Source organism: Amycolatopsis roodepoortensis, assembly GCF_014873915.1.
In the GTDB taxonomy this organism is placed as follows: domain Bacteria; phylum Actinomycetota; class Actinomycetes; order Mycobacteriales; family Pseudonocardiaceae; genus Amycolatopsis; species Amycolatopsis roodepoortensis.
In genome coordinates, this window is sequence record NZ_JADBEJ010000005.1 from 3,629,180 (window position 1) to 3,642,500 (window position 13,321).

18 protein-coding genes are annotated in these 13,321 nt (G+C 69.5%); 8 read left to right on the forward strand and 10 right to left on the reverse strand.

Annotated elements, in window-relative coordinates:
* Positions 1-64: 64 nt before the first annotated feature.
* The 4 genes from H4W30_RS36295 to H4W30_RS36310 all read right to left on the reverse strand — a co-directional run bounded on the left by H4W30_RS36295 (position 65) and on the right by H4W30_RS36310 (position 3,072).
* The gene (locus tag H4W30_RS36295; protein WP_192746654.1) at positions 65-646 is read right to left on the reverse strand and encodes a GNAT family N-acetyltransferase; all 582 of its coding nucleotides are present in this window, start codon (positions 644-646) and stop codon (positions 65-67) included.
* Complete coding sequence (locus tag H4W30_RS36300; RefSeq protein WP_192746655.1) at positions 643-1,575, reverse strand: hydroxymethylglutaryl-CoA lyase; 933 nt, start codon at positions 1,573-1,575, stop codon at positions 643-645. Before H4W30_RS36300 ends, H4W30_RS36295 begins: the two co-directional genes overlap by 4 nt.
* The gene (locus H4W30_RS36305) at positions 1,575-2,150 is read right to left on the reverse strand and encodes a PH domain-containing protein (RefSeq protein ID WP_126735188.1); all 576 of its coding nucleotides are present in this window, start codon (positions 2,148-2,150) and stop codon (positions 1,575-1,577) included. Before H4W30_RS36305 ends, H4W30_RS36300 begins: the two co-directional genes overlap by 1 nt.
* A 97-nt stretch (positions 2,151-2,247) precedes the next feature.
* A complete protein-coding gene (locus H4W30_RS36310; RefSeq protein WP_192746656.1) occupies positions 2,248-3,072 on the reverse strand; it encodes a biotin--[acetyl-CoA-carboxylase] ligase in 825 nt (274 codons plus the stop codon).
* Between the two features lie 80 nt (positions 3,073-3,152).
* Between H4W30_RS36310 and H4W30_RS36315 the strand changes: the two genes are divergently transcribed.
* The 3 genes from H4W30_RS36315 (at position 3,153) to H4W30_RS36325 (ending at position 5,438) form a co-directional block, all read left to right on the forward strand.
* On the forward strand, positions 3,153-4,268 hold the full coding sequence (locus H4W30_RS36315; protein ID WP_192746657.1) for a C40 family peptidase: 1,116 nt from the start codon (positions 3,153-3,155) through the stop codon (positions 4,266-4,268).
* Positions 4,269-4,333: 65 nt separating this feature from the next.
* Complete coding sequence (locus H4W30_RS36320) at positions 4,334-4,945, forward strand: gamma carbonic anhydrase family protein (RefSeq protein ID WP_192746658.1); 612 nt, start codon at positions 4,334-4,336, stop codon at positions 4,943-4,945.
* 55 nt (positions 4,946-5,000) lie between these two features.
* Positions 5,001-5,438, forward strand: coding sequence for a hypothetical protein (locus H4W30_RS36325; RefSeq protein ID WP_192746659.1), 438 nt, complete (start codon positions 5,001-5,003; stop codon positions 5,436-5,438).
* A 74-nt stretch (positions 5,439-5,512) separates the two neighbouring features.
* Here H4W30_RS36325 and H4W30_RS36330 read toward each other — a convergent pair whose 3' ends face one another.
* The gene (locus H4W30_RS36330; protein WP_192746660.1) at positions 5,513-6,343 is read right to left on the reverse strand and encodes an alpha/beta fold hydrolase; all 831 of its coding nucleotides are present in this window, start codon (positions 6,341-6,343) and stop codon (positions 5,513-5,515) included.
* Between the two features lie 27 nt (positions 6,344-6,370).
* Here H4W30_RS36330 and H4W30_RS36335 point away from each other — a divergent pair, with 27 nt between their 5' ends.
* From H4W30_RS36335 to H4W30_RS36355, 5 genes are all read left to right on the forward strand, one after another.
* Positions 6,371-6,766 (forward strand): nitroreductase/quinone reductase family protein, encoded by a 396-nt coding sequence (locus H4W30_RS36335; RefSeq protein ID WP_192746661.1) that lies wholly within the window; start codon positions 6,371-6,373, stop codon positions 6,764-6,766.
* A gap of 42 nt (positions 6,767-6,808) precedes the next feature.
* A complete protein-coding gene (locus H4W30_RS36340) occupies positions 6,809-7,204 on the forward strand; it encodes a MerR family transcriptional regulator (protein WP_192746662.1) in 396 nt (131 codons plus the stop codon).
* Positions 7,205-7,540, forward strand: a complete 336-nt coding sequence (trxA, locus tag H4W30_RS36345; RefSeq protein ID WP_192746663.1) for a thioredoxin — start codon at positions 7,205-7,207, stop codon at positions 7,538-7,540. It abuts the gene before it with no gap.
* Positions 7,541-7,878: 338 nt separating this feature from the next.
* Positions 7,879-8,502 (forward strand): LysE family transporter, encoded by a 624-nt coding sequence (locus H4W30_RS36350; protein WP_192746664.1) that lies wholly within the window; start codon positions 7,879-7,881, stop codon positions 8,500-8,502.
* A gap of 56 nt (positions 8,503-8,558) precedes the next feature.
* Positions 8,559-8,984, forward strand: a complete 426-nt coding sequence (locus H4W30_RS36355; RefSeq protein ID WP_192746665.1) for a VOC family protein — start codon at positions 8,559-8,561, stop codon at positions 8,982-8,984.
* Here H4W30_RS36355 and H4W30_RS36360 read toward each other — a convergent pair.
* Genes H4W30_RS36360 through H4W30_RS36380 form a run of 5 tightly spaced genes read right to left on the reverse strand, consistent with a single transcriptional unit; the run spans position 8,981 to position 13,320 of the window.
* Positions 8,981-10,744: a S9 family peptidase gene (locus tag H4W30_RS36360; RefSeq protein ID WP_192746666.1), complete on the reverse strand. Its 1,764-nt coding sequence runs from the start codon at positions 10,742-10,744 to the stop codon at positions 8,981-8,983. The two genes, H4W30_RS36355 and H4W30_RS36360, sit on opposite strands and share 4 nt — an antisense overlap.
* Positions 10,745-10,748: 4 nt before the next feature.
* A complete protein-coding gene (locus tag H4W30_RS36365; protein WP_192746667.1) occupies positions 10,749-11,186 on the reverse strand; it encodes an SRPBCC family protein in 438 nt (145 codons plus the stop codon).
* Complete coding sequence (locus H4W30_RS36370; protein WP_192746938.1) at positions 11,183-11,500, reverse strand: ArsR/SmtB family transcription factor; 318 nt, start codon at positions 11,498-11,500, stop codon at positions 11,183-11,185. The genes H4W30_RS36365 and H4W30_RS36370 overlap by 4 nt, the downstream gene beginning before the upstream one ends.
* Positions 11,501-11,559: 59 nt before the next feature.
* Complete coding sequence (locus tag H4W30_RS36375) at positions 11,560-12,264, reverse strand: lysoplasmalogenase family protein (RefSeq protein ID WP_318780728.1); 705 nt, start codon at positions 12,262-12,264, stop codon at positions 11,560-11,562.
* Between the two features lie 45 nt (positions 12,265-12,309).
* Positions 12,310-13,320: a GlxA family transcriptional regulator gene (locus tag H4W30_RS36380; protein ID WP_192746668.1), complete on the reverse strand. Its 1,011-nt coding sequence runs from the start codon at positions 13,318-13,320 to the stop codon at positions 12,310-12,312.
* Between the last annotated feature and the right edge of the window lies 1 nt (position 13,321).

A 13,321-nucleotide genomic window follows, 5' to 3' on the forward strand; every position in this document is an offset into this window, starting at 1 on the left:
CTCCCCCAAGGATTCGGACCCCACCGGTGAACAGGGGAGGCAGCGGACAGGACGCGTCACGACCTTAGCGCCGACCGTCGTTCTCGTCGGCGAATACCCGCAAGCGCATCAATGCCCGCGCGGGCGGACGGCGTTCGACGAGGTCGAATCCCGCCTTCGCGAACGTGCTCACCGTGCCGTGGTACAGATCCGCGCCCGGCCGCTTCTCCGATACCTCGACCGGGTAACCCTCGACGACGCGCGCCCCACGCCGGGCCGCGAAGTCGACCGCCGCCCGCAGCAAGGCGGTGGAGAGCCCTTGGCGCCGGCTCTTCCGGCCGATGTAGAAGCACGTCACCGACCAGACCCCGGCGTGGTCTCCCGCCGACGCCGCGACCGGCGACTTCGCCAGCCGCGGGTTGTCCGGCCTTGGCGAGACGGCGACCCAGCCGACCGGCTCGTCGTCGGCCAAGGCGAGCAGCCCCAACGGTTTCCCTGCGGCGACTTCGGCGCGGACGTGCGCTTTGCGGCCGTCCTTGCCCGCCTGTTTGAACGCGGGTCCCGTCAGCCGGAAGAAGGCACACCAGCAGCCACCCTGCACACCTCCGGGCCCGAACAACCGCTCGAACAGCGGCCAGGTCTCGTCCGTGAGTTCGGCGAACCTCATCCGGCGAGCGCGTTGACCACCCGGGAGGGGCTCGGCCTGCCCAGCTTCCCGGCCATCCACTTGCTCGTCGCGACCAGCGCGTCGAGATCGACACCGGTTTCGACGCCGAGACCGTCGAGCATCCACACGAGGTCTTCGGTGGCGAGGTTCCCGGTGGCCGATTCGGCGTACGGGCAACCGCCGAGCCCGCCGGCCGAGGAGTCCACAGTGGACACGCCGCAGCGAAGGGCGGCGAGCGTGTTCGCCAGCGCCTGGCCGTAGGTGTCGTGGAAATGGACGGCCAGGGTGCCGACGTCGGCGAACTGCCCGATCAGCGCCTCGACCTGGCCCGCGGTGGCGACGCCGATGGTGTCGCCGAGCGAGAGCTGCGAGCAACCGAGGTCGAGGAGCCGTTTACCCACCCCGGCGACCTGCGCGGCCGGGACGGCGCCCTCCCACGGATCGCCGAAGCACATCGACACGTATCCGCGGACGTCGAGACCTTCGGCCCGCGCCCTGGTGACGACCGGCTCGAACATCGCGAACTGCTCGTCCACCGTCGAGTTGAGGTTCTTCTTGGCGAAGGTTTCGGTGGCGCTGGCGAAGATCGCGATATGCGAGACCCCGGCCTCCAGCGCCCTGTCCAGCCCGCGCTCGTTCGGGACGAGCACCGGATACCGGACGCCTTCGCGCTTTTCCAGCCCCGCCAGGAGTTGCTCGGCGTCGGCCAGCTGCGGCACCCACTTCGGGCTCACGAAACTGGTCGCCTCGAGCGTGGTCAGCCCGGCGGCGGCGAGTTTGTCCAGGAACTCCAGTTTGACCTCGACCGGGACGATCGACTTCTCGTTCTGGAGACCGTCACGCGGGCCGACCTCCCAGATCGTCACGCGCTCCGGCAACGCGGCGGACGACGGGACGCGGTCGGGCAGCCCCAGCTCTCGCGTGCCCATCAGCGGCGCCGGTTTCCGCGCGGCGGGTGCCCCTGCGGCGGAAGCGGTTCGGTCTGCTGCGGCGCACCCGGCGCGAAGTCGTCGTACGGGTTGTCGTTGACCTCGCGGTAGATGACCGTGTGCACCCGCTCGACCTTGGGGATGTCGTCGAACTTCAGCGGTTCGTCCGAAGCGGACTCGATCACCAGCGTGCCGCAGCCGAACACGCGGTCCAGCAGCCCGTGCTCGAACTGGACGCTGTTGATCCGCGACAGCGGGATGTCGATCCCGGTCCGCTTGAGCACCCCTTCACGGGCGATCAGCCGGTCCGTGGTCACGATGAAATGCGTCGTGCGCCAGCGGACGAACGGCGCCAGGAAGAGCCACACGACGAGACCGAGCCCGACCGCGGCGATCGCGATCTCGGAGATCAGGTCCCACGGGGCCGTCGCGTCCTTCGCGACGACGGCCAGCCAGATGCCCACGCCGAGCGTCACGATCAGCGCGAGGAACGGGAAGATCAGCATCTTGAAATGCGGGTGACTGTGCACCACGACGTGCTCGTTTTCGCTGAGCAAATCGTCCGGATAGGCCACGACGGACGCTCCCAAAGTGTGTTCGGCGCTGGTGAGCTCACCGTACCGGCGAACGGTCCCCGCGGAAGAGGAGACGCCGGAAATCGAGACGCACGGATCAGGCCTTGGCGGGCCGCACGTGGACGACGTCGCCGGCGAACACCGTGTACCGCTCACCACCGGGAACGTCGACCTGAAGCTGGCCCGCGGGATCGATGTCGGCGGCGCGCCCGGTCAGTGCCGAGCCGTCGGGCAGCTGGACCTCGACGTCCTGGCCCAGCGTGGCGCAGTACCGCCGGTAGTCCCCGAGCAGCCCGGCCTCGGCAAGCGATCCTCCGGCGAGCCGCCAGCGGCGTTCGAGCTCGTCGAAACCGGTGAGCAGCCGCGAGGCGATCTCGGCGCGATCGGTCTCCGTCGCGCCCTGCTCGGCCAGCGAGGTCGCGGGCAGGCCGCCGGGCCCGGCCGGGACGTTCTCGCCGAGCGGCAGCACGTTCAGGCCGATGCCGAGGATCACGGTGGTCTCGTCGCCGGCGACGGCCTCCGCCAGGATGCCCGCGCATTTGGCGCGCTCGGGGCCGGCGAGGACGTCGTTCGGCCACTTGAGGACGGCGTCGACGCCGATACCCGCGGCGACCTCCCGTACCGCGAGGCCCGCGACCACGGAAAGTGAACCCAAATTGGCGAACGGGACGCCGCCGGGACGCAGCAGGACACTGACGTAGAGGCCCGATCCCTTCGGCGAGGCCCACTGCCGCGCGCGGCGGCCGACCCCGGCCGTCTGCTCTTCGGCGATCAGCACGGTGCGGTCTTCGGCGCCCTTCGCGGCGGCTTCCCGCAGGTCGGCGTTGGTGGACCCGGTGCTCTCCACGACCTGGATCGCGGCGTACCGGCCGGACAGCGTGGCACTCAGGCGCCCGGCGTCGAGCGCTCCCGTCTCACTCATTCGTCCAGAATATGAGAGTCCCCCTAACGTGCAAGGCGTTCGCTCGTTACGCAGAGGTGGTCTCCAATAACCTGGACGGCGTGACTGAGCCCGACCCGGCCCCGAGCGCGCCCGAAATCAGCCGGAAGAAGTCGTGGGCGCACGGCGTGGCGATGCGCGGCCTGGTCGCCCTCCCCCTGGTCGCGGGGCTCGCCACGGCGGGCTGGCTGCTCGCGGGCGGCAACGATCCCGTGCCGGCGGACGGGCGCCAGCCGATCCCCGTTCCCGCCGCGAAGCAGGATCCGGCCACCGTCGGCGGCGGCGCGGGTCCGTCGGTGCTCGAAGTCAGCGCGCCGGTGAAGGCGCAGGAGACGCCGAAGGGCGCCCGGCCGCTCGAAGAATGGGCCGGCAAGCTCGCCGGGGCGCTCGACATCCCGGCGAAGTCGCTCATGGGATACGCGAACGGCGAACTGGCGCTGCGCGGCGAGCAGCCGAACTGTCACCTTTCCTGGGTCACCCTCGCCGGGATCGGCGCGGCGAGCTCGAACCACGGACGCGGCGGCGACAACCCGCTCGGCCTGTCGGCGCAGCAGTGGAAGAAGCACGGCGCGTCGATCCCCGGTATCGCGAAACCCGCGATCACCGATCCCGACTCCGCCTCGGTCGCCGCCGGCCGCGCCCTGTGCGCCTCCGGGGCCGACCTCGGCGGCGGCAACGGCTGGTGGAAGGCCATCGCCGGCTACCAGGGCGGCAAGGGCAACGACGCCGAACTGTTTCGCCAGCGCGTGCTCGGCAACGCCCAGCTGTACGCGACCCTCTCCCTCGACCCGGCCCGTGCCGGAAGCCCCGCCGTGAAGGCGACCCGGTTCGCCCTCGGCCAGCTGGGCCTCCCGTACGTGTGGGGCGGCAACGGCCCCGAGGCGGGCGCGGCGGGCTTCGACTGCTCCGGTCTGACCAAGAAGTCCTACGACGAAGCCGGGATCTCGCTCCCGCGGACCGCGGACAGCCAGTTCCGGGCGCTGCCGCAGGTGCCCGGCGAACCGAAACTCGGCGACCTCGTCTTCTACGGGAACCCGGCGACGCGGATCCACCATGTCGGGCTGTACCTCGGGAACGGGCTGATGATCAACGCGCCCACCCAGGGCCAGGCGATCCAGATCCACACGTATCACTCGAAGGGCGACGACTACACCGGCGCGGGACGGCCCGCGAATTAGGCCGCGCCGGACGCCATGTCGGAAAACCGCCAGCCACGCCGGTGATCTTTTCGTAGCGTCCGGATATGCGCATTCGACATCGTGACCGGGAGCCCCGGGTACACGCCGACGCCTACGTCGCACCGACCGCGACCCTCATCGGGGACGTGGAAGTGGCCGCCCACGCCCGTGTTCTGTCGGGCGCCGTGCTGGACGCCGAAGGCTCGCGGGTGACGGTCGGCGAATACAGCATCATCGGCGAGCACGCGGTGCTCCGCGCGTCCGCGGTGGCCGGACCGCAACCGGTCGACGTCGGCGATCACGTACTCGTCGGCCCGCACGCGACCCTGCTGGGATGCACGGTCGGCCGGTGCTCCTACCTGGCGACGGCGGTGACCGTGCTGCAGACCGCGCGGCTCGGCGAGGGCACCACCGTCGCGGTCGGCGCCCTGGTGCACGCGCGCACCGAGACCCCGGCCGAGTACTTCGTGCCGCCCTTCACGGTCGCGCTGGGCGACCCGGTCCGGCTGCTCGCCGCCGGCGACCCGGCCTTGCCCGACGCCATCCGCGAGGTGGGCTTCGCCGAAACCGCGTTCGGAGCCACGGCGACATGGACCGACCGGATCCGGCGCGCCGAACACGCCACCGAAACACGCTCGGCCGAGCTCGGTGCCCATCGGGACGACGTCGTGCTCTGACCTCGACCGGCCAAGCCACCCCTGGGCCCCGGCATCGGCGGTTACCGTGGCGCCCATGCGTTCGATCGAGTTCCGCAGGATCTCCACGAAACCGGCCGAGCGGGAAACGTCGCTTCAGTTCCTGATCGACGGCGTTTCGTTCCTGGAGCTCGTGCGCGAAGCCGAACTTCCCGGCGCGCTCGCGGAGCCCGCACCCCTGCTCGCCGGGGACTACGCACCCTCGACGAGGCTTTCCGTCGAGCATCTGCTCGGCGGGGCGCCGGATCGCGTTCCGCACGGCGTCGAAGACGACGAGCACCTCCTGCTGGGGTGCACTTGCGGTATCGACGACTGCTGGGCGCTGGTGGCGAAGATCGCGACCAGCGAGGACACGGTGACCTGGTCGGGTCTGCGTAATACGTATCGAGACTGGGATTACGGACGCATCGGTGACCTGACGTTCTCGCGGCGGCAGTACGAAAAGGCGCTCGACACGGCATTCGGCGTCGCATAGCGGTCGGGGGGTGTGTGGATATAGAGACGTTGAACGTCCCTATATCCACACACCGATCACGCTCGGTCAGCAGCTCACGCCCACTCGGCCAGCCACTCGAGCGCGGCCTCCCCGTGACGGAGCACCGAGACGTGCCCGTCCTCGGGAAAGACGCGCGACTCGGCCGTCGAACACTGCCGGGCCAGCCATTCGCCGTGCGCGGGCGGCACGATCCGGTCCGCGCCCCCGTGCAGGTGCAGGACCGGCGCCCGGACGTCGGACGGCGCGAACCCCCAAGGCGCGACATACGCGAGGTCGTCGTCGATCAGCCCGCCGGGCCCGCCCTCGACCGCGGGACCGACCACGTCGAGCACCCACTTCCAGTCGCCCGCCAGGGCCGCGTGATCCGCCGGGGTGAACATCTCGGCGTCGTATTCGGCGGCGGCCTCGTATCGTTCCTTTTCCGCCCGGCCTGCCGCGGCCGCCCTCAACGAGGCGGCTCCCGCCGCGCCCATCCCCGCGAACCAGTCCAGACCCTCGGCGGCGTACGGAGCCAAGCTCGCGACGCAGACCAACGCCGACACCCGTTCCGGCACCAGGGCGGCGCAGGCGAGGGCGTGCGGCCCGCCTCCGGAGTGCCCGAAGACCGCGAACCGCTCGATCTCCAGGGCGTCGGCGATCTTCTCGACGTCCGACGCCGCCGACGCGACATCCCGGCCGGGCCGCGGCGACGAACCGCCGTAACCGGGCCTGTCGTAGGAGACCCACCGCAGCCCGAGCCGCTCGGCGGCCGCGAACAGCGGGACCGGCGGGGCGCCGATGTTCGGGGTGCCGTGGTGCCAGAAGACCACCGGGCCGGCCCCGCCGGTGTCGTACGTGTGGAGGGTGGCCCCCTCCCCCAGGTCCACGTCGGACTCGCTCACCATGGCCCGAGCGTAGGGCACCCTGGAGCCATGTCCCGCTATCACGAGATCAAGCACCGCGTGGCCACGACCTTTCAGCGCCACGTCGGCAACCCGATCCTCGGCCGCCTGCCGTCCCAGCCGATCCTGGAGACCACCGGCCGCAGATCCGGGCTGCCGCGGAGCACGCCGATCGGTGGCCGCCGGGTGGGCCGCTCGTTCTGGATCGTCTCGGAGTTCGGCGAGAAGTCGCAGTATGTCCGCAACATCCAGGCCGATCCGCGGGTCCGGCTCCGGCTCAAGGGGCGGTGGCACACCGGCACGGCGCGCCTGCTCCCCGAGGACGACGCCCGCGCCCGCCTGAAGACCCTGCCCACGGTGAACAGCGCCGCCGTGCGGGCGATCGGCACGAACCTCCTCACCATCCGGATCGATCTCGACGACTGAACGTTTGCCTTGACGCCAAGGGCAAGGTTTACGCTCGGTTCCATGCGGATCGGCGAACTCGCCGCGCGTACCGGAACCACCACCCGCGCGCTGCGTTTCTATGAGTCACAAGGGCTTCTCGACGCACGGCGCGCGTCGAACGGCTACCGGGAGTACGACGAGGACGACTACCGCCTGGTGAACGAGATCCTGACCCTGCAAGCGGTCGGGCTCAGCCTCGAAGACACCAGGCCGTTCGTCGAGTGCCTGCGCGCCGGGCACGAGACCGGTGACTCGTGTGCCGATTCGATCGAGGTCTACCAACGCAAACTCGCCGAGGTGGACGCCTGTCTGGCCCGGCTCAACGACGTGCGGGAAAGCCTGCTGACGAAGCTGGCGGGCGCGCTGAAAACGCCGCCGGGGCCGTGCGTCGTCGTGCCGCGAAACGAGGAGGCCTGAATGTCCCTTTCCGTCGTCACCGACGAAACCTTCCAAGAGCTCGTCCTGGATCAGGACACGCCCGTCCTGGTGGACTTCTGGGCACAATGGTGCCCGCCCTGCCACATGATCGCGCCGGTGCTCGAACAGATCGCCGAAGAGCGGGCGGGCTCGCTGCTCATCCGCAAGCTCAACTCCGACGAAAACCCGCTCACGGCACGGAATTATCAGGTCATGTCGCTGCCGACGCTGATCCTCTTCCGGGATGGGAGTCCAGTGTGGACGACCGTCGGGGCCCGGCCGAAGGCCAAGCTGCTGGCCGACCTGGACGCCGCTCTGCAGCCCGCCCTCTCGTGAGTGGTGAGGGGTAAGGCAGCCGTGTCGGCGTTGCGAAAGCCACTTTCGCAACGTTGAAGGTTGCGAAAGTGGCTTTCGCAACCTGGGCGCCTCCCGGTGCCCCCCGCGACATGTCGCGAAAGCCACTTTCGCGACGTCTGATGTCCCGAAAGGGCTTTCGCGACACGAGCACCGGGGCCGAGGCGCCGCTGAAGTAATTGTGTTGCGCCGCGCGCCGTCCGTTCGCATCCTTCTCCCATGACTTCGACCCGCACCTTCCTGACCCCGTCCTCCGTCGTCCGACGGGTGCGGGTGCAGCAGCAGGCCGGGTCCTGGCGGAGGCCGGCACCAGTCCGGCCGTGAACGCCGCGCTCGTCGCGGGCCTGCTCGCCGGGTATGGCATCGCCATCCCGGTGGGCGCGGTCGCGACCTATCTCGTGGTGCTGACGGCCGGATCGGGCCTCAAGATCGGCGCGTACGCCGCGCTCGGCGTCGCCACGGCCGACGGGTTGTACGCGCTGGCCGCGGTTCTCGGCGGCGGCAGGCTCATTCCTTTCATCGAGCCGATCGCCGTACCGCTGCGCTGGGCGTCGGTGGTGGTGCTGCTCGCGCTGGCCGTCCACATCGGACTCAGCGGGATCCGGAACTTCCGCGATCACGCGAAAGCCGAGGTGACCCAGCCGGTCGCGATCGGGCCGCTGAAGGCATACCTGAGCCTGCTCGGGATCACCTTGCTCAACCCGATGACGGTGGTCTACTTCGCGGCGCTCGTACTCGGCAGCGAGGACATGGCCGCCGCCGGCGGAGCGGAACACGTGGTCTTCGTGGCGGCGGCGTTCGCGGCCTCGGCCAGCTGGCAATTGTTCCTCGCCGGTGGCGGCGCCGTACTCGGCAAGGCGTTGACCGGACGCCGCGGGCGGCTGGTGACCGCGCTGGCATCGAGCGCGCTCATCACCGTGCTCGGGCTGCGACTGCTCTGGTGAGAAACAGGTGTGGATCGAGGACCGTGGTTGTCCGCATCGGTTGCGAGGCTGTGCCCATGACCGAAACCAAGGAACGCCCCGCCGACCTCCACACCTACCTCGCCTACCGCGACGCCCCCAAGGCCCTGCGCTGGCTCGAACGCGCTTTCGGCTTCGAGACCACCACGGAATACGCCGACGACAAGGGCCTGATCCTGCACTCCGAACTGCGGCTCGGCGAAGTCAGGATCATCGTGTTCAGCGCGGAGGAGGATTACGACCGCCCGGCGCGCAAGGGCGAAACCGTCGGCCACGGCCTCTACGTGAGCCTTCCGACGCAGGAAGCCGTGGACGCCGTGTTCGCCTCCGCCATCGAAGCCGGCGCGACGTCGGTCTGGAAACCGGAAGACACCGAATGGGGCAACTACCGCTTCCGCGTCGACGACCTCGAAGGCTACGAATGGACTTTCGGCACGTACGTCCCCGGCGAACCGCAAAGCTAAAGCAACCGAGCGAACCACTCGCGGGAGCGGCGAAGCAGATCCAGCTGGTGATCACGTCCGCGGAGCGAATGCCCTTCGCCGGGATAAACGACGAGGTCGTGTTCGACGCCGAAGTGGCGTAGCGCGCGGTGGAAGAATTCCGCCTGGGACAAGGGAACGTTCGTGTCTTCCGCACCGTGCACGATCAGCACGGGGGTCTCGATCTTCGACGCGTAGGAGATCGGGCTGAGCCGATCGTGCCGGTGCGGTCCCGTTCCTTCCCAGCCGATACTCCCGCCATGCCCGGCTTCCACCACCGGACCGAGTTCACCGGTCGCGGCGAGCATTCCCCAGTCACAGATCCCGGCGACCATCAGCGCCGCCTTGAACCGCCGGGTCTGCCCGACGGCCCAGGCCGTCATGAATCCGCCGTGGCTCCCGCCCGCGATCCCGAGCCGCTCCGGATCGGCCACACCTTCGGCGATGAGGAGATCGATCCCGGCCTCGATATCGCTCCATTCCTCCAGGCCTACCCGTCCCGCGACGGAAGCGGCGAATTCGTGCCCGTGGCCTTGTCCCCCACGGGGATTCGGCAGGAAGACGGCGTGCCCCGCCAGGGCCAGCCACTGCGCCGACGGGAACCAGCCGAGCATGAAGCCGTCCGCGTGCCGGTCATACGGTCCGCCGTGAACCCGCGTGACCAGCGAGAAAGGTCCGTCGGCCCGAGTCTTTCCCGGCGGGAGAACAAGCAGGCCGTCCAACGCGAGGCCGTCGGACGCCTTGTAGGACAACCGTTCCTGGGAGCCCCACGAAATCCCCGCGAACTCCGGCGCCGTTTCACTCACCTGTTCCAGCGGACCGTCGATGGGTCCACAGTGGACATCCTTGGGCCGATACGCGGTGCTCAGCACGGTGACCGCGATTTCGCCGTTCGAGGCCAGCGCGTCGGCATGCCCGCGCCAGAACGACACTTCGCCGTCACCGAGCCGATGGAGGGCCGTGTCGAGCCCGTCGGCCACAAGCACCAGAGGAGCACCGGAATCGACCTGCGCGAGCTTGTCCGGGCAAGCCGATTCCGGTGTCAGGTTGCGATGTTCCCCTGTCTCCACAGGAACGTCGAAGACCGCCCTGCCGCCCACCACTTCCGGATTCCCGAGGTATGCGACGTGCCAGCCGCCCTCGTCCCGCCACCAAACCGGGGAGGTGGCTTCGAACGCCGCCTGGCCTAGATCACGACGTTCACCGGTTTCCAGGTCCAGCAAGGAAAGCCGGGGTTCGAGACCGCCGGAATCAAGTTCCGGCGTCGGCCACGTCACCACGGCGAGCGCCTTGTCGTCCTGACGGCGGGCGACGTCGACCACGTGGTCCTCGACCAGCGTCGTGATCTCACCGGTTCGCGGGTCGAAGCTCCGCAGCCGTGCCGGACGGAGACTCTCGCTCCAGACCCGGATTTCCGCCGCGGGCGTCTCGTCTTCGGCGATGAACACGATCCGCTCGCGCATCGGCAGGAACGCGGTGATCTCACTCCGCCAGGCGAACAGCGGCCCGTCCTCCGTGTGAATCAGCCCGTCGTGGAGAAAGTAGAGAGAATCCGGCGACCACCGGGGCGAGGAACCTTCAGCCATCTTTCGCGGCTTCTCGCCGCCGTCCACGGCGGCGAGCCAGATCTCGGGGACGCCCTTCGCGATGGTCGAGACCTGGTAGGCGATCCACCGCCCGTCCGGCGAGAGCGCGGGGTTCGACGGGACACGGCTGTCGACGATCAGCTCAGCGGTCAGCATGTGTTCATACTGCCGACAAAGCCTTCCCCAGCGCATCGAGCCAGTCGGCCGTGCCCTGTTCCCGCCACGCGGGTTCTTCGTGGCCGTCGAGGAAGGTGCCCTGTTCGGTCAACGTCAGCCGGGTGCCGCCCTCCTCGGCTTCGAGCAGGATCGTCGTGACCGACACCGTCGCCAGGACGTCGTCCGCGGAGAGCCTTCCCGCGTAGACGATCCGCTCGTTTTCCGCGATGTCCTCGTAGCGGGCTTCGAAGACCGGCCGCTTGCCGTCGCCGGGGCCGCTGATGACCTCGCGGCCGCCGACCCGGAAGTCCAGGGAGTGCCCGCCGCCGGGCGCGGTGATCCAACCGGCCTTCGCGGCCGGATCGGACCAGGCGGCGAAAACGCGTTCCGGCGGCACGGGGTAGACGCGCTCGAGGGTGAAAGTGGCGTGTTTGACGGTCATGGCCTTTTCCCTTCGTCGGTGTCCAGATAGCCGCCAAGGCGATCGAGCCGGTGTTCCCAGCCGGTGCGCTGCCCGCCGAGCCAGTCCTCGGCCATCCGCAGCCCCTCCGGTTCGAGGTGGCAGGTGCGGACGCGCCCCGCCTTCTCCGACCGGACGAGCCCGGCGCCCTCCAGCACCTGGAGGTGCTGCATCACGGCGGGCAGCGACATCGACAACGGCTGCGCGAGCTCCCCCACCGAGGCGGGTCCCCGGGTGAGGCGCTCGATCATTTCGCGGCGCGTCCCGTCGGAAAGCGCCTTGAACACCTGGTCCATGCGTTGGTTAGGCACATGCTTAACTATCCGCCCATGCCGAGCGATAGTCAAGTAAGTGCTTAACTTTCCGCGGTCATGCCTTCGACGAGCAGCCACTGCGACGCGAGGTACGACGTCAGCACGAAGGTTTCGAGGTTGGCCCGCACCCGCTCACTGGTGACGAAATTGCGGCGGATCAGGATCGCCAGATCCGACGCGGAGAACAGCAGCGCGCCGGCCGCGATCCAGGTGCGGCGATCACCCGACGGGACCATCATCCCGCCCGAGACCTTGGCCCTCGGCGCCAGCACCGGGTCGGCCGCGAGGGTCGACGTCGTGCTCAGCAGGCCTCCGTAGACCGAAAGCACCGAAGAGACCGGAGAGGGCTTCGGCAACGCCATCGCGATCGCGGCCGCGGCCCACGCCGCCAGCCGGGGAGGCGCGGTCGCCGCGCGCGGGCGAGCACCGCGGCGCCACAACAGCGCGGAATACAGCACCTGCATGACACCGAACGACGTCGCGCCCCTGATCAGCTGGCCGTCCTCGTCGGACCTGCCCATGAAGTGGTCGCCCGCGCCCGCCGCGATCAACGCGGTGACGAGCAGACCCTTCTCCCCCGGCGCGAGCCCCCGCGCACGCGCGACCCTGGCGGCGAGCACCGGGACCGCGGCCGGTTTGGTCGCGAGTTGCAGCTTCCGATTGCCTGTCCTCGCGGAGTACACCGTGCCGATCGCGGCACCGGCGAACAACACCCGTTCGGCGAATTTGAGGGCCTTCACAACCACCTCCGGAACTTATCTTCGGGTAAGTTACCAGGCGGTCAGCTGATTTCAGACGGCTTCGCGGAAGGTGTTCCGGTAAGCGCTCGGCGAGACCCCCAACGCCGCCTGCAGATGCTGGCGCAGCGACGCGGCGGTGCCGAAGCCCGCTTCGGTGGCGACCTTGTCCACCGGCAGATCGGTCTCTTCGAGCAGCTGACGGGCCCGTTCGATCCGCTGCTGGGTCAGCCACTGCAACGCCGAAATCCCGACCTCGTCGCGGAACCGCCGCGTGAACGTCCTCGTGCTCATCGCCTCTTTCGCCGCGAGTTCGCGCAACGTCAACGGCCGGTCGAGGTTCTCGAGCGCCCAAGCCCGCGCCGCCGCCGTCGAGGAGGACTGCGGCTCCGGCACCGGCCGCCGGATGAACTGCGCCTGCCCGCCCTCGCGGTGCGGCGAGACGACCGTCCCGCGCGCGACCTCGTTCGCGATCGCGGCACCGTGATCGCAGCGGATCATGTGCAGGCAGAGGTCGATCCCGGACGCGACGCCCGCCGCGGTCAGGACGTTCCCGTCGTCGGTGTAGAGCACGTTGGGATCGAGGTCGACCTTCGGGAACTTCGCCTGGAAGTCCAGCGCCGAACGCCAGTGCGTGGTCGCCTTCCGGCCGTCGAGCAGGCCGGCGGCGGCGAGCACGAAGGCACCCGTGCAGATCGACGCGATCCTGGCTTCCGGCCGGATCAGCTCCAGCGCCCGCGCGAGCGGCTCGGTGAGGTCGTGCCCCGACGGTTCGTATTCGGTGGACGACGCCGGGATGACGACGGTGTCGGCCTCGGCCAGCACCTCCGGCCCGTGCGCGACCGAGATCGTGACGTCGGCGTCGGTCCGGATCTGGCCCGGTTCCGGCGTGCAGGTGACGACCTCGTAGAGCGGCTCGCCGTCGGCGGATTTGGCCGTGCCGAACAGGCGGGTGACGATGCCGAGCTCCATCACCAGCATTCCGTGGCGGACCAGCACGGCGACCCGGTGGCGGCCGGGATGCGTGAAAAAGCCCATGGCTCGATTCTTGCACATGTTGTCCATC